General features: G+C 38.0%; 14 protein-coding genes. All 14 read left to right on the top strand.

What is annotated here, in order from left to right; all coding sequences use genetic code 11:
• The first annotated feature begins 15 nt into the window (after positions 1–15).
• The 14 genes from C8N47_RS06470 to C8N47_RS06405 all read left to right on the top strand — a co-directional run bounded on the left by C8N47_RS06470 (position 16) and on the right by C8N47_RS06405 (position 17,188).
• Entirely contained in the window at positions 16–1,107 is a 1,092-nt protein-coding gene (locus tag C8N47_RS06470) for a site-specific integrase (protein WP_107821721.1), read from the top strand.
• Complete coding sequence (locus C8N47_RS06465) at positions 1,104–1,802, top strand: hypothetical protein (protein WP_107821720.1); 699 nt, start codon at positions 1,104–1,106, stop codon at positions 1,800–1,802. Before C8N47_RS06470 ends, C8N47_RS06465 begins: the two co-directional genes overlap by 4 nt.
• A 135-nt stretch (positions 1,803–1,937) precedes the next feature.
• A complete protein-coding gene (locus C8N47_RS06460; RefSeq protein WP_170111310.1) occupies positions 1,938–2,252 on the top strand; it encodes a helix-turn-helix domain-containing protein in 315 nt (104 codons plus the stop codon).
• Positions 2,231–2,920 (top strand): hypothetical protein, encoded by a 690-nt coding sequence (locus tag C8N47_RS06455; protein WP_146161446.1) that lies wholly within the window; start codon positions 2,231–2,233, stop codon positions 2,918–2,920. The genes C8N47_RS06460 and C8N47_RS06455 overlap by 22 nt, the downstream gene beginning before the upstream one ends.
• Positions 2,904–3,566: a P-loop NTPase family protein gene (locus tag C8N47_RS06450; protein ID WP_107821717.1), complete on the top strand. Its 663-nt coding sequence runs from the start codon at positions 2,904–2,906 to the stop codon at positions 3,564–3,566. The genes C8N47_RS06455 and C8N47_RS06450 overlap by 17 nt, the downstream gene beginning before the upstream one ends.
• Positions 3,567–3,815: 249 nt before the next feature.
• Complete coding sequence (locus C8N47_RS06445; RefSeq protein WP_107821716.1) at positions 3,816–4,100, top strand: helix-turn-helix domain-containing protein; 285 nt, start codon at positions 3,816–3,818, stop codon at positions 4,098–4,100.
• A gap of 86 nt (positions 4,101–4,186) precedes the next feature.
• Entirely contained in the window at positions 4,187–5,122 is a 936-nt protein-coding gene (locus C8N47_RS06440; RefSeq protein ID WP_211316065.1) for a helix-turn-helix transcriptional regulator, read from the top strand.
• Between the two features lie 31 nt (positions 5,123–5,153).
• Positions 5,154–7,109 (top strand): AAA family ATPase, encoded by a 1,956-nt coding sequence (locus tag C8N47_RS06435; RefSeq protein WP_107821714.1) that lies wholly within the window; start codon positions 5,154–5,156, stop codon positions 7,107–7,109.
• Positions 7,110–7,111: 2 nt separating this feature from the next.
• Positions 7,112–8,128: a hypothetical protein gene (locus C8N47_RS06430; protein ID WP_107821713.1), complete on the top strand. Its 1,017-nt coding sequence runs from the start codon at positions 7,112–7,114 to the stop codon at positions 8,126–8,128.
• 72 nt (positions 8,129–8,200) lie between these two features.
• The gene (locus C8N47_RS06425; RefSeq protein ID WP_107821712.1) at positions 8,201–10,072 is read left to right on the top strand and encodes a type I restriction-modification system subunit M; all 1,872 of its coding nucleotides are present in this window, start codon (positions 8,201–8,203) and stop codon (positions 10,070–10,072) included.
• A complete protein-coding gene (locus C8N47_RS06420) occupies positions 10,072–11,391 on the top strand; it encodes a restriction endonuclease subunit S (RefSeq protein WP_107821711.1) in 1,320 nt (439 codons plus the stop codon). Before C8N47_RS06425 ends, C8N47_RS06420 begins: the two co-directional genes overlap by 1 nt.
• 4 nt (positions 11,392–11,395) lie before the next feature.
• On the top strand, positions 11,396–11,623 hold the full coding sequence (locus C8N47_RS06415) for an HTH-like domain-containing protein (protein ID WP_170111309.1): 228 nt from the start codon (positions 11,396–11,398) through the stop codon (positions 11,621–11,623).
• Between the two features lie 13 nt (positions 11,624–11,636).
• Complete coding sequence (locus C8N47_RS06410; protein WP_107821710.1) at positions 11,637–13,268, top strand: DNA recombination protein RmuC; 1,632 nt, start codon at positions 11,637–11,639, stop codon at positions 13,266–13,268.
• Positions 13,269–13,357: 89 nt separating this feature from the next.
• Positions 13,358–17,188: a protein NO VEIN domain-containing protein gene (locus C8N47_RS06405; protein WP_107821709.1), complete on the top strand. Its 3,831-nt coding sequence runs from the start codon at positions 13,358–13,360 to the stop codon at positions 17,186–17,188.
• Positions 17,189–17,195: the final 7 nt, after the last annotated feature.

Raw genomic sequence — 17,195 nt, 5'->3', positions numbered from 1 at the left:
TGTAAATTGCTACATATGGCTAAAATTACAATTAGGGAAAAGGAATTGGCTAGTGGAAAAAAAAGCTTATTTCTTGACATTGTTATAGATGGTAAAAGGACGAAGGAATATTTACAACTCTACCTTGATCCCAAAAACAAATCAGAGAATAAGCGGACATTGGCTTTGGCTGAAGATATCAAGGCACAACGCCTACTCGGATTACGTGAAAACAAATTCCATCTTCCGAAAACGATCAATCTGGATGCTTCTTTCATTGCTTTTTTTCAAAAGTTGGTGGATGCCCGAAAAAAAGCCGACACGAATGGAAATGCAGGGAATTGGAATAGTACGCTGCAACACATAATCAAATACAAAGGCGATAACATCACGTTTAAGGATATTGATACTGAGTTTTGTGAGGGTTTTAAACATTACCTGGTCAATAAAGCGCGAACTAAATCAGACAAATCCCTATCGCAAAACAGCCAATCTTCTTACTTCCTGAAATTTAAAACTTCGATTAAAGAAGCGCATCGTTTGAAGCTCATCCATGAGAATTATGCTGAATATATACCGTCTGTAAAGCCGGACGATGTAGAAAAACAGCACTTAACAATTGATGAGCTACAAGCCTTAAAAAACACAGAGTGCTCAATACCAGTTTTAAAGCGTGCCTTTTTATTTTCCTGCTTAACCGGAATCCGATGGAGTGATATTGAAAAATTAACTTGGTCGGAGGTGCAAAAAGATGATAAGGGGCACAAGATTGTATTTAAGCAAAAGAAGGTGAAGCGCCAGGAATATTTACCGATCAAAGAAAGTGCTTTGGAATATTTGGGAGAACGAGGAAAACCTCATGAACGGGTTTTCACGGGGCTTAAGTACTCTGGCTGGCATAATGCTACCCTCTTAAATTGGGTCGTTAGTGCCGGTATCCCCAAAAAAATAACCTTTCATTGTGCCAGACACACGCATGCTATTCTTTTGCTAAATGCCGGAGTAGATATTTTTACGGTATCCGAACTACTTGGACATAGCGAAATAAAAACTACGATGGTTTATGCTAAGATTGTTGACCAGAAAAAGAGAGAAGCAGTTAATTTATTACCAGATATTGAAATATGAGCACAACTAATGGCCCAAAAGAAGTTGAACATTCATTAAAACAGAACAAATACTACAGACTAAAAAGAATTGAAGACCTAGATGCTAAAGACTATGAGAAATCATTCTCAGGCAAAAGCTTTGAAGAGCGTTCAATTCGTATGTTTCAGATCGTTAAGTCACTGGGAAAACCAATTGAATTACTGGGAAACAACCTTGACCTATTAAGAAAAACTGGATTAGATGAAGAAACACTCGATATTATTGCGATTTATTTACTCTACACAAAGGTATATACTAATCAAGAGGAAAGACAATCTTGGAGAAACTTAACAAAGACATATCAAGGTTTTATCAAAAGTCCTTATGCACAAAAAAGACCTATGCTTATTCGCGATTTGGAAGCTGAAATAGCAAACTTGCAGAACCGATTTTGTCTAGATTTTTTATCAGAAACAATTGGCATTCTCATGGAGATTATACCTCTTGATTCAAAGCGAAAAAGAAGTATTATAATAAGTGAACAGCTTAGAGAACTTGATATCCAAATACACTCTCCCTTTTATACACTAGAAGAGGCAAATGATGAAGCAGAAAGGAGTGATACATTTCAAGACGGAATAAGTATAATCTACGACAGATTAAAGAAATACGATATCAAATACAAAAAAATGATTGAGAACACCATAGCTCTAATCAAACAAAATAACCTATAACGAATTGATTCTCAAGCAGGGAATATTTCACATCCCCACATTCCCTACTGTACACCGTTTCCTTACCTTATGTTTGTATCGTTAACAAATTTGAGGTCATGCATGATCATTTTATTAATTTTTAAAATCAATAAAATGATAGATTTTAATTCACTATCAGAAAAATTGGATAGCATTGAATCAATGTTATCCAATCAAAAACGTGTATTCACGATCCAAGAGGCAGCAAAATTCACGAATCTCGCGGAACGTACCATTTACAAAAAAACATCGGAGGGTGAGATCCCGCATTACAAACAAGCCGGGAAACTCTATTTCGACAGGCGAGAACTGGAAGATTGGCTTTTAGCTAATAGAGGATTCTCGAAAGAAGATATTAGTCGCGCCGCTGCTACCTATAATATGAATATGAACTTAAAAAATCCAAAATGTCAGCAAGGAAAAGCATAAATATTGAATCAGGGTGGATTTGTCTTTACCGTTCACTAGCACAATCCCCACTGTGGCTTACAGAAACATTTACAAGGGGGCAAGCATGGGTCGATTTACTCGTTTTGGCAAATTATTCCGATGGTTTTATCCGGGTAAGAGGAAGTAAAATTGATGTCAAACGTGGTCAATTGGGGTGGTCAATGCTAAAACTGGCAGGCAGATGGGATTGGTCGAGAGATAAAGTAAAACGCTTCTTTAACGAGCTTGAAAAAGAAGGAAAGATTACACAACAAAACAGCAAGCTAACCTCCATTATTACAATTAATAATTACGAATATTATCAAAACAGCAATCAACAGACCAACAACAAACAATCGACAGGCATGCATAAGACCAACACTAATAACAAGAATAACAAACAAAACAAGGTCAACAAAGGAGAGTATGATTCAATCCCGCCCGCCCCTGATGAAGTTATTTCTTTCTTTAATGAATCAAAAAGTTCAAAGGATGAAGCTGAAAAATTCTTTAATCACTACACTTCGCAGGGGTGGAAAATTGGCCATAATCCTATGGTCGACTGGAAAGCCGCAGGCAAAAAATGGATTCAACGATGCCCAGATTTTGCGCAAAAAAAACAATCAAATAAACCGTCTAAATTCTTAAGCCATGATTCAGATTTCTAATATTATGGAACAAAACCATAAAAACCCTTTATTCGACAGAACAAACATAGCAGGACGTAGACCTTTTATCAAAGTGAGCTACGATCAATTTTGCTCTAGACTCGTCAGAAATGGCAATCAATTACTTTTTTCAAGAGGCATTTCTCGAAGGTTTGAATTATCGCCCAAAAACGAAGATTTGATCAAGCAACTGTACTTATATGCAACCTGTAACGAAACATGCTTATACGATCTCAATAAGGGACTCTTTTTCATGGGCAGTATCGGTGCCGGTAAAACATTACTCATGAAGGCTTTTTTGATGATTTTCAATCAAGAAGAGTATTCTAAAAATGTCAGAATACTCAGTGCTACTGACTATGTTGAGTTAGTTAGCAGAGATGGGAATCCGATTCAAGACTTGAGAAAGAAACCTCTTTTTATTGATGATTTGGGCAAGGAAGCAGATGAAATAAAAGTTTATGGTAAAGATATCAGACCTTTCGCAGAACTTTTGCCAATCAGATATGAATCTGGAGGAATAACTTTCTTTACGTCAAACTACAATCTGGAATCTTTGAGTAAGTTTTATGGGTTGCACATTGTTGATCGACTCAGAGAAATGTGCACGTTTATTACAATTACTGGCGAAAGCCGCAGACATTAAGTTTACGTAGCTTATTTGTTGAAAAACCGGGAAATCAACCCGGTTTTTCTGTTTTATAGCTTGTTATCAGATGTTATAGATGCTTATTTCTCACTGACATTGGTATGTTTGATTGATGACCCCAGAAATCGCATATATCCTGCAAATCCCCCACTCTTTCTGTTGATAACTCCGAATTATTTCTTTTCTATGTTTAGCTTTACTTTAGTAAATTAGCCAAAATCTGACAAGTCCATAAATACAACCATCATGTTTTTGGAGAAGCGGATTAAAGAACTACGCGAAAAGAAAGCTCTACTCCAACGCCAACTGGCTGCTGAATTGGAAATTGACACGCCCATGTACAGTAAAATTGAGCGGGGCGAACGGCGTGCGAAACGAGAACAAGTCATTAAACTGGCTGAACTTTTTCAGGTTACTGAAAGCGAATTACTGACTTTATGGTTGGCTGGTCAGGTATATGAACTGATTAAAAATGAAGAAACAGCAATGAAAGCCCTGCAATTTGTAGAGCAAAATCTGAGCAATAAATAAAAGAAAACGTGTCAACCAACAAAAACGCGACTATACGATACCAAGCTTTAGATAGATGCTTTCGCAATCCGGGTCGAAAATACTACATGGAAGATTTAATTGAAGCATGTAATGAAGCTTTGTTAGATATTGATCCTAATTCATCAGGGGTGAAACGTCGTCAGATATACGAGGACATAAAATTCATGCAGGATTCAAAAGGTTTTGATGCTCCAGTCGAATCCTTTAAAGATGGTCGAAAAGCGTTCTACCGCTATACCGATCTAAATTTTTCAATCAATAGTCAACCTTTAAACGAGCAGGAAGCCCAACAATTAAAGGAATCCTTATTAACACTTTCCCGTTTTAAAGGAATGCCTCAATTTGATTGGGTAGAGGAAATAACAGCCCGCCTAGAGCAAACCTTCAATCTGAAAACAGATGATAACATTCTGAGCTTCGAAGAAAATCCGTTTTTAACAGGGCGTGAGTATATTGGCGATATCTACAACGCCATTGCAGGCAAAAAGGTATTGCTAATAACCTACAAGCCATTTAAAACAGACAAGGAGTTATTATTTGAAGTTCATCCCTACCATTTAAAACAGTACAACAACCGTTGGTTTTTATTTGGGTTGAATAACGAATACGGAAACATCACTAACATAGCGCTCGACCGCATTCAAGAAATCAGCGAAAGCAAAACAAAATATATCACGAATACAAAAATCGACTTCTCAGACTACTTCGACGACGTTATTGGAGTATCGGTAGATGATACACAAGAACCACAAAAGATAGTTTTAAAGGCAGATGATGACCTGTTGCCTTACATCACTTCAAAGCCCATTCATGGTTCACAGAAAATAAAAAAGGATGAGGAAGAAACTCGAATTGTATTACATCTTCAATTGAATTACGAATTGGAATCTACTATTTTTTCTTTCGGTGAGAAAATTGAAGTATTGGAGCCAGAGGCTCTTAGAACAGCCATGGCAAACAGAATAAAAGCACTAAATCAAAAATACTCGACCTGTGTATAAACACTGCACAAGTCATTATTAACCTTGCAAGATGAAAAATATAGGATTCAAAAACTTTAGGCGGTTCGTCAAACTTGAACCGTTGGAGTTAGGTGAAATAACCCTCATGGTTGGTAAAAACAATTCTGGAAAATCAACTTTAGTTAAAGCACTATTGCTGGTATTCGATTACCTTAGAAACCAACAAAAAGACACATTTTCGTTCGCCGGTGAAGCATTGAACGATGCAAATATTGTAACCTACGAAAGAGCACTATGTCAAGAATCTGAATCACCATTAATTGATTTCCACTTTGAAATTGAAGATTTCATTATTGAAATCTCGTTATGGCCAGAAGAAGGTATTGACTATACTTTTGCCAATGTCCATACCCTAAAAGTAGCAGATGCACAAAACGCAACAGAGTTTTTAATCGACCATGTTTCAGAATTTGTTCGCATCGCAAAACAATCACAAATAACCAATGATTCATTTGTGATTGACAACCTACAAGAGGAATTGCTCCAAAACATTGAATATCAAAAGCAAAAATTAAACGAACATGAGCTGGCAACTAATAAGATAAAAGATCTTGAATCCAAAAGAAGTCTTTTAACGAATGTTATTGAACTGCGTTCGATGGCTCTGCATAACATGGAAAATGGCAAGGTTGAAGATGCATCATATACTGAAGACGAAATAAATGATTTAAGGTTAAGTATCGACGCCCAAAAGAACAATCTGAAGGAAATTCAACATGAGATTGAAAAACAATATCGACTCAAAGTTGAAAAAAGTCAGGTAATTGAGAAAATTGAACAACAAATAAAACAACTTAAAAAGCTTGATAAGCTAAAAATGAAAAATGAAAAATTCTTTCATATTAAAGTCTTAACAAGTGAATTGGTTGAAAGAATCAATTATCTGAAAAAAGAATTGAATAGCGTAAGCAAAACGTCAAGAGAAGGATTAACCATTATCAATCAGATAAATTCACAAACACAAAAACTTAAAGAACTTGAAAGTCAGGTTTCAGAGCAAGTTGAAGAAAAATCTAACACTGAATATAGTTTGGAATACCCAATAAAGGACTTTTCAATCGCATCAACCGAAGAAAGTCCCCTGGAAGAAATGGTAAGTGATTTTCTTTCCCGTAATCACGACCTACGTGTTTATTATATCGGGAAAAGAGGTGATTCTACCGCTTTATCAGATGAAGAAAACGAGCAATTTGAGCAGATTAATGGCATTGATGCAGAGAGACAAAACATTAAAAGGTCAATTTCAAGATTCGTCAATCTATTGAATACCAAAAAAGTATTCTACTTAGGGGCAAATCCATCCAAACAGTCAGCGCTGTTCTACTTACGCGATAAACAGAATGCTTTAGGACAGGCAATACACCAATTTTACCAATTAAAAATACAGAAAGGTCAACCTGAATATCTCTTTGTAGAGAAATGGATGAAACGCTTTGAAATCGGCGATACATTCGACATTAATTTCATTTCAGGCGAAGCTTACGAGTGCTTCATAAAAAATGGGGAGGTTGAAACACATTTGGCAGATATGGGAATGGGCTCACTTCAATTAATGCAGCTATTTTTCAAAATAGCAACCATGCTCCGTCTGTACAGAGCAGAAACCAAAGGCATTAACCTGATAGTTGAAGAACCTGAGTTAAATCTGCATCCTGCCTTACAATGCGAATTGGCAGATTTCTTTTTTGAGATTAATGACGAGTACGGTATAAAATTCATCATCGAAACACATTCAGATAATATAATCAGACGCACCCAAGTTATAGGACTAAAAAGGGATTTGTTTAGTAATCAAGAGCTAAATCCAAATCCATTTAAAGTTTACTATTTCCATGTATCGGAAGGTCCTTACGAGATGAAATACACAAAAGAAGGTAAGTTCGACAGAAATTTTGCAGAGGGGTTTTACGATGTCGCGTCTAATTCAACGATGGAAATTCTAAAAATAAATCGTCAAAAGAAATAGATATGTTTAATGTTTATTGTGAAAGAGAAATATTCGAAGACATTTGTTTGTTTGACGATTATCCGAACTGGAAGAAAATATTTACCAATCAAACACAAGTCCTCCTAAATATGTCGGACGATGAGCTAAATGACGAGCTCATGAATCCTGAAAGTCCTATTTTCTTGTTCCAAAATGCGAATGCAGGGGCTGTCGTCCCCAAAGCCTTAGATGGGCAATTTCGTGCATTAAAGGAGAACATTCCAGACATTCTAAATCACCCTCGGGATGCTTTTATTTTTGACTTTGAACCAGATGATGCTGATAAAATAGCTAAAGATTTCGGCATAGCCGTTTTCTCATCTAAAAATTTGAATGATACGTTTTTCACGGGTGGTTTCTTTAAAGAGTTAGAGCAAAATCAACATATACCAGGAGGCTGGAAATCGTTAATTTCAATTGATTTACCTGTTTCAAATTCACTAATAGTGTCCGACGACTATTTTTTCGAAAATGAAGACAATGGAATCAACTGTGGGCTTACAAATGTCACTCGACTAATTGATGCATTTCTACCAGATAATATTAAAGTAGATTATCATATAACAGTTATTGCCCCAAAGGGCAACAAAAACAGCAGAGCTTGGTGGATAAAGAAGTTTGGGATTTTAAAAGCTGAAGTTACCCGTCTTCGACCCTACACAATTAATATTGAAATGGTATTTGCTGATACAACCCATAAACGAAGAATAATTTCTAATTATATCAACGGATGGACAGACAAGGGATTCTGCATATTTAGAGGAGACAATTGTGAAAAAGTACGTGGAGTCAATGATATTCACATATACCGTGTTTTTGATAATATTAACAATAGTGGAGACACTCACTATACTTCTGCGTCAAATGGAATTGAACAAATAAAGCACCATTGTACGAATGCAGTTAAATACATTCAGAATCAAGGTGATAGTGAACATGCAATGATTTTTGGAGACTGTAATAAAGATAAGTCGATTAAGAACCGACTTTTAAATTAACCTATGCACCTCCACTGCACACATAAAAACTATCTTTGTAGTGTCAATAAAAAGAGAAAATAAAAACACAATATGAGCAACGAAATAAATAACAATAATAAAGTCGAAGTAGGCTTCATCTGGCAAATCACCAACGATGTTCTGTGGAATGCTTTCAAGAAAAATGAAATCGGCGACGTACTCCTCCCCTTTGTGGTAATTCGCCGCCTCGATTGCATCCTGGAACCCATGAACCAAAAGGTTCGCGATGCGTATAACAACTTTCACGATAAAGTAGCTGAGGATAAACTCGACCCCATTTTGCGTAAAGCTGCCGGAGGTTTAAAATTTTACAATACCTCGAAGCACACACTCAATTCGTTGAAAGACGACCCGCGCAACATCGAGATTAACTTCAATAACTACCTGAATGGTTTTAACCCTGATGTACGCGATATCCTCGACAATTTCCAATTCGATAAAATCGTTGCTCGCTTGATTAAAAACAAGCTGCTCTATGAAATGATTGATGCCATCTGTCGGGTAAACCTAAATACCGACAAGATTGACAATCATGGCATGGGTTATGTGTTTGAAGAACTCATCCGTATATCGAACGAACAAAGCAACGAAACTGCCGGGGAACACTTTACCCCACGCGATGTAATTGCCTTGATGAACGCCATCATTTTTGCACCAGAAATTGCCGAACTCAGCCAGCCCGGAATCATTCGTACCATTTACGACCCAGCTTGTGGTACCGGTGGTATGGTAAACCTGGGTAAAAAATACATCGAAGACGCCCTGTTTGGTAACAGCGACCATAAACCGGTGATTAAAACCTACGGGCAGGAAATTAACGAGCAATCCTTTGCCATTGCCAAATCGGAGGCTTTGATTACCGGTGAAGATGCCAACAACATCAAACACGGGAACTCCTTCACCGAAGACCATTTCGTAGGCAAGCACTTCCACTACATGATGGCGAATCCTCCTTATGGTGTAACCTGGAAGAAGGACGAGAAATTTATCCGCAACGAAGCCTTAAACCCTGCGGGGCGTTTCTATGCCGGACTACCACGCACCAGCGACGGCCAGCTCTTGTTCCTGCAACACATGATTTCGAAAATGGAACGAGAAGGCAGCCGCATCGGGGTAGTTACCAATGGCTCGCCCCTGTTTACAGGCGATGCCGGAAGCGGTGAAAGCGAAATTCGCAAGTGGATTATCGAAAACGACTGGCTCGAATGCATTGTCGCACTGCCAAAAGACCTTTTCTACAACACGGGCATTAATACCTACATTTGGTTTATTACCAATAAAAAAGAGGCCAGACGCAAAGGAAAAGTGCAGTTGATTAATGCAGCGGCCAACATCGAAAAAGGCACCAACGGCAGTAAAAAAGTGGAGCATATTTTTGCCAATCCAATGAAAAAGAGTTTGGGCAACAAGCGAAACCAAATCGAAGACCAGTATATCGCACAAATTACCGAACTGTATGAGCGGTTCGAGGAAGGCGAATACTGCAAAATATTCGACAACGACCACTTTGGTTACTACCAGCTAACCATCGAACAACCACTGCGCGACAAAAGAGGCCGCGTGCAAACCGATAGAAATGATAACCCGAAACCCGACAGCAAAAAACGCGACAAGGAAAACGTGCCTTTAACGGCTGATATTGACGACTACTTTAAAGCCGAAGTACTGCCCCATGTACCCGATGCGTGGATTGACATCGACAAAACCCGCATTGGTTACGAGATAAACTTCACCAAGTATTTCTACCAGTATAAAGGTTTGGAAAGCTCCGAAAAAATTGCTGATGAGATTAGAAAGCTTGAATATGGAAATACAACAGCCGTCCTTTTAAATAATCAAGTTTCTGAAGACGAAATTAACTACGGCAATAATGCAACAGAAGAAAAAGGAATTGTTGACCTTTTAAAAGACTTACTGGCGTAATGAAACGATACGAGAAATATAAGGACAGTGGAATTGATTGGTTAAAGGAGATTCCTGAACACTGGGGATTAAATAAACTCAAATATGAGGTTAGTTTAAAGAACGAGAAGGTCTCGAGTCAAGATTCTAAACTGACATATATTGGAATGGAAAATATAGAATCAGGTACAGGTAGGTATATCGCCACGGATTCTGAAGCAGAGGGATTAGCCAATTATTTCACAGAAGGAGATATCCTTTTTGGAAAATTAAGACCATACTTAGCAAAAGTATTTCTTGCTCAAACAGAAGGCATTTGTTCAACTGAATTTCTTGTATTCAAGTGTAATGAAAGTAATAGCAATCATTTTTTCCATAAATTATTATTGTCGCCAAACTTTATTGAGGTAGTTAATTCATCTACATACGGAGCCAAAATGCCTCGGGCAAATTCAGAATTTGTAAATAATCTGAAGGTTCCGGTTCCTTCTCTTTCAGAACAAACCGCCATCGCCACCTTTCTCGACCACAAAACCGCTCAAATCGATGCGCTTATTGAGAAAAAAGAGCAACTGATTGAAAAGCTCAAAAGGCAACGCCAGGCCATTATTAACGAGGCCGTAACCAAAGGATTAAATCCCAATGCTTCCATGAAAGACAGTGGAGTTGAGTGGCTAGGAAAGATTCCGGCTCATTGGGAGGTGGTGAATTTTAGATATGTAATTGACATTCTAACCGACTACACCGCAAATGGTTCTTTTGGTGATTTAGCTAAAAACGTAACCTATCTTGAGGAAGGATATTCAAGATTAATTCGCCTAACTGATTTAAGAGAAGACCTAACTAATAAAGGTGTTTATATTAGTGAAGAATCACATAATTATTTGTCAAAATCCGAATTATTTGGAGGAGAAGTTCTATTGGCAAATGTTGGTGCGTATTCAGGTTTAGCATGGTTGATGCCACGCAATGTCGGAAAAGCATCTTTAGCTCCAAATATGTTTTTATTAAAATTCAAAGAGCAACTCAATAACGAATACGCGTACAATGCAATGATTTCTGATTACCTAAGTTCACAATTCAAAATAAAAGCTATATCTGCAGCCCAACCTAAGATTAATAAAGAAGATGTACGTACTTGCTTATTCCTGCTGCCTCCCCAAGAAGAACAGCTAAGTATTAATTCCTTTATAAAGGAAAAAGAAATGGGCTATAATTTGCTTATGTACAAACTTGAACAATCCGTCGAAAAACTCAAACTCTATCGTCAATCCCTGATTTCAGAAGCCGTAACCGGTAAAATTGATGTGCGGGATTGGGAAACAATAACAACAAACTAAGACGATGACAGCAAAACAATTCGGAGAAATATTAGCAGATATGTATCACAACGCCCCCGGCAAAGAGCAGGTAACCATGATACATTTATTCGAGATTAAATATGCCAGCCAGATTGATGCAGCAGGATTTACAGCAGCCGAAATCATCGAAGCATCAGGCATCAACAAATCGTATGCAACCGAACTCAGCAAGGGCAAAAAGCTGGCGAAATATGTGAAAACAATCATCTAACACGACAATAAACATGGAAATCGCTTTTATCGGAATAGGATTAATCATTGGCGGGCTAATTGGCTGGTTAATAGCCAAACAAAAATTTGGTACTTCTTCTATTCAAAAATCGGTATTTGAAAAATTACAGACCGATTTTAACGAGGCATCATCAAAATTATTGGCCGAAACCGATAAAAGCACTCGGCTCGATGGTGAACTAAACAAGGCTAATAAAAGCATCGAAAAGAAGGAAGAACAGCTAAGAGTGTTTACAGGCCAATTAGCTACTTTAGAAACGGAATTGGCTACGGCAGTCAAAAACGAAACAAAGGCAAAGCAGGACTTTACGCGAGCCACTGAAACATTGGAGACAACCAAACAGCAGAAAACAGATGCTGACACCAGATTAGCACAGGCAACTATCGAAAAAGATGGTCTCACGAAAGAACTTGAAAAGCTGAACCTGAAGCTGTCGAAAACAGAAGAACAACTGGAGCAGAAAACAACTGAATTTAACGAGGCCAATAAGAAAGTAGCTACCCTTTCTGCCAACAACTCAGCCTTGGAAGAAAAATTGGATAACCAGAAAAAGGAGATTGAAGAAATCGGCAAAAAATTCAACAGCGATTTTGAAATCATCGCCAATAAAATTCTGGAAGAGAAAACTGAGAAGTTTACCAATACGAACAAATCCAACTTAGAAGCCCTGTTAAAACCACTGGGTGAAAACCTCGATTCCTTTAAAAAGAAAGTGGACGAGGTGTACGATAAGGAAGCCAAAGAACGGTTCTCGCTGGGTGAAAAAGTGAAAGAGCTGGTCGGTTTGAATGAGAAATTGAGTAAGGAAGCCAGCGACCTCACACGAGCGTTAAAAGCCGACCCTAAAGCACAGGGAGGCTGGGGAGAAATGATTTTGGAAAGCATTCTCGAACAATCGGGCTTAACCAAAGACCGCGAATATTTCCTCGAAAATTACCTCAAAGACGATAACGGCAACTACCTGATAGGTGAAGATGGAAAGAAAATGCGCCCGGATGCCATTATTCAGTACCCCGACCAGCGTAAAGTAATTATCGACTCAAAAGTATCGTTAATAGCCTATACCAACTATTTAGCTGCTGACGATGCCGACACACAAAGCAAGTACATCAAGCAACATGTGCATGATGTAAAGAAACATATCGTTGGTTTGAGCAAGCGCGGCTACGAGAATTTCGATAAGTCCCTGGACTTTGTAATGATGTTCATACCCAACGAACCGGCTTACATGGTAGCCGTGAAGGAAGAACCGAACTTATGGAGCTTCGCCTACGAAAAGCGAATCATCCTAATCAGTCCGACAAACCTGATTGCAGCGCTGAAACTCATTTCCAACCTTTGGGACAGAGACCACCAGAGCAAAAATGCTCAGGCAATTGTAGAACGTGGTGAGAAATTATACAACAAGTTTGTTGGTTTCGCCGAGAACTTTAAAAAGGTTGGAGATAGTATTGGTAAGGCTCAATCGGCCTATGAGGATGCTACCAAACAATTGGCAACTGGTAATGATAATCTCATTCGCCAGGCTGAAAAGTTAAAAGCATTGAAAGTTAATTCAAAGAAAACCTTCCCTGCTGAATTAATGGAAGGAAATCAAATGGATATTGACCCGGAAAACAATTAGCATATGAATGACAACTTAACGAACTAGATTATACCCTATCAAAGTATTTTCATTTAACCAAATCACCCCAAATATTTAAAATTACTTTCATGACCAAAACAATTATCCAACAACCGCCATCAGTTCAAGGTGCCTTCGAAGACCTCCTCAATAAAATGTACATCAGCAATGTACGCAACAGATTACGCCAACTGAATGAACCAACTGATAACGACAGCAAGCGTTGGGTTTGGGAGTTAATTCAAAATGCAAAAGATAGCATCGTCGGTGATCCTACCAGAGACAGCGTCGATGTAAAGATTGTTGTTCGCGACAATGAGGTAAAGTTTAAACACAACGGCTCCCCGTTTACAGGGAAAGCGTTATTGGGATTGTTGTACAAGTATAGTGACGGCAAAACAAATAACAGTGAAAGTACCGGGCGCTTTGGTACCGGATTCCTAACTACACACACGTTATCGAAGGTTGTATCTATCGAAGGTGATGTTTTTGTTGACGATGAGAAAACAAGAACCAATGGATTCTCAGCAACCATGTATCGCGATGGACTTGATGAGCAAGAGTTGCTCGATGGCGTGAATAAGATGAAGAAAAGCATGGTTTACACTGCCGAGGGAAATGATTGGACCTGCTATACTTACCACCTTCAGACACAAAAAAATGAAAATGCTTTGGACTTAGGATTGGTAAACTTTGAGGAAAACATCGCTCAAACGATGCTTTTTTGCAAAGAACTTAAATCAGTTGAATTAGATAATAATGGAGCGCTTACCAAAATCGAACGACAGCCGTTCGTCCAATTGGAAGATGGCCTGTATTCAACGACCTTCATTATTAGAGGCGAAAACGAATATGTTCGTACATTTATTCATACTTCCTTTAAAAAGTATGACGAGTATCTGACTGCGCGTTTCAAAACAGAACGATATGCACGATTAACCATGGCTATCGAAGTAGACAACGAGGGCAATCTGGTTGAAAACAGCGATTCACCATCACATTTTTGTGTTCTTCCTTTGGTCGGGTCCGAAAATCATGTCATGCCATTTTATCTGAACAGTCCCGATTTTGAGCCTGATTCAGAGAGAGAAAGCCTGATCTTGATCGGTGATGAAATTATGGCTGACAAAGGAGTAATATCGGAAGGAGGCATAAACCGGTTGTTGCTATCTCAGAGCGTTGAGCTATTTGAAAGAATGGTTAGATTCTTTAGTTCTAACAATTACAAAAAGCTTTATCTATTGGCAAAAGGACTGAAGAATACGCCGAAAGTTGAACGAAATTTTAATAAAAAGTGGTTCGAAGAAAACATGATTGCCCCATATCGTGAAGTTTTAAAACGATATGCAATCGTTGAAACGAACAATGGCCTTCAGAAACTATTCACGAATGACAAACCGTACATCATGATCCCCAAAGATTCCAGCCTTGACGATCAAAATGCTATTTACGAACTAGCGGCTGATCTCATTCCTGAAATTCTTCCGCAAAAAGAAGATGCCGATAACTGGGCTACGTTTGCATGGAAAGAATGTGGCTTGTTTAAGGTCGATGACTTATGTGAATTCGTTTCAAACAAAGAAAATACGAACAGTCTATCTCTTTCGTGTGGTAAATACGAGTGGTTGAACAAACTCCTTTTGTTTATCAAAGAAAAGGATGAAAGCTTGTTAAAAGAATATGAGTTAATCCCGAATCGAAATGGCAACTTTGTTTCATTAAATAACGAAGCTTTTGCGGAAGGAGTAGATTTATCTGACTATTCAGTTGAAGTACTGAAAGAATTAGGGGAAGACATTAAGCCAATATTATTAGACACAAATATCAACTCAATCAGTCTGCCGGTTAAAATTGACGCCAATAGGATTGCCGCAATAATCGATGATCAAGCGAAGAAAATCATTGGCGAAAAAGAAGTTTCTATCGGAGAGAAAATTAAACGATTAAAACCTTTAATCAACACAATTCCTGCGGATACATCGCTATTTTCAGACGAATTTATTCAAAAACAGAAGCTGATTTATAAATTCACAGAGGACCTTTTTGCTGAAATATCCTTCAACGAAACATCAAACAATGAAATCCTGGAACAAGCTTGGCGATCGGCGCACAAATGGCTGATAACTCAGTTGATGAAAGCCGTATCAGATCTTAAAAATCTGGATTCGTTACCTGCCTCTATTGAAAACAAAGTTGCGTGGATAAACAACTTTATTGCCTTTGTTATTAAAGAGATAAAAGAAGGTGAGCTTGATGAATATGCTATCATCCCGAACCAAAACGGTGCTTTCTGCAAAAAATCTGCATTGAAGAGAGATAATAATATTCCGGAGGCATTTAAATCGGAAGAAGCTGAAGGCTTCAATATTCAGTTAAAAAAGAATCTGTTGCACAAAGGCATTGATGCGATCACCCTTCCGTCTGAGATCAACATCGATTCTTTAATTGAGATTATAAACAAACGATTTGATGAGACTCTTGAATTTCCTAATAAATGCGACAGACTAAGTTTTGCGATTTTCCTCCTTCATTTTTTGCCCGTGGATGAAGCAAGTGTTTTGTATAAAACTCAAAGGAGTCTACTGGATATAATCAGGACATACTATTACCAGCGGAGTGCGGATTTTTCTGTCAAATACGTAGACTGCTTAAACGAAGGGATCTGGGTAAAAGCGACAAATAAAGTTATTTTTAACGTCACTAGTCATATCGAGGGAAAGGAGAACATTACAGGTTTAACGAATTTTCTCTGTATGTCCGGTAAAAGCTTTGACAAGGGTGATACCATCATTTTTCTCAATGACGTTTTTGAGTTTCTATATAATTCTAAGATATCAACTGAAAGACGCATCGTTCCAAACCAAAATGGAACATTTGCGAATCAAAAAGATTTATTTTTTGACGAAAGAATCCCCGAAGAATTGAAAGATATTCTGACACTAGTTGATCCAAAAAATGACTATCGGAACATTCTTGCTGAATCAAGTTTGTGCGATGCCATAAAACCAGTTCACCAAAAAACTGTGGCTGATATTGCTGACGTAATTGACAAAAGAATTGATGAACTTTACAAAACGCCGTCAAATTGGGAAAATAAGGGCTTCATAGAGGCGATAGAGAAACTGATGATTGAATGGTTTCCAAAAAATAGATTCACTGCAAAAGAGTGTTTTAAATTGATCTATAAGAAGAAGGAAACTATCGAGATGAACGTTCTTTGGTCCTTGGAAGAACGCCAACGAATGCAGCGCGCCAGATCTATCCCTGCTGAAGTGATGGACAAATTTATCGAGCATCAAGGAAATGTTGAATCGATAGTTGAAGAGAATAAAAAACTGGAAGAAAAGGTTCGTGAGTTAGAATCAAAAATAACAGACAATGGCACAAATGAAATTCTTTCTGAATTCCCTGACCTAAATGCAGACCGCATTAGAGAGTTATTGAAGTTGGAAGAAAGAGTTAAAGGTTGGAGCGGCACTTCCGACTATCTTCCTGCCAATGAGATGGAGGAAAAACGAAACTATGAAAATGGCTACAAAGGAGAGGCTTATATTTACGGCCAGTTAATGAAATCCGGGCAATATAAAAACATTGTGTGGCCTAATAAATCTGAAGTTCCAACTCATTTTGAGATAACCGACCATGAAGGAAATCAATACTATATAAATGATGAACGCAATGGTTATGATATTGTAGCAGAAACAGAAGACGGGAGGAAAGTTTTTATTGAAGTAAAGTCAACAAGGACTTTGCTGGCTGATGCAGATAAAATTGCGTTACCAATAAGCAGAAGAGAATGGCAGTTTGTAAATAAAATTAATGGAAACGACAAGTACTGTCTGGCTCGGGTTTTTGACGTAGAAAACAGCCCTCAGGGACATTACTTATCAATGATGGGGATTGGCGTAACTAAATTGTAATGAACTG

This window comes from Mangrovibacterium marinum, from assembly GCF_003046625.1.
Lineage (GTDB): Bacteria > Bacteroidota > Bacteroidia > Bacteroidales > Prolixibacteraceae > Mangrovibacterium > Mangrovibacterium marinum.
Note: the sequence above shows the minus strand (reverse complement) of the source record. Positions and strands in the feature narration are given on the sequence as shown.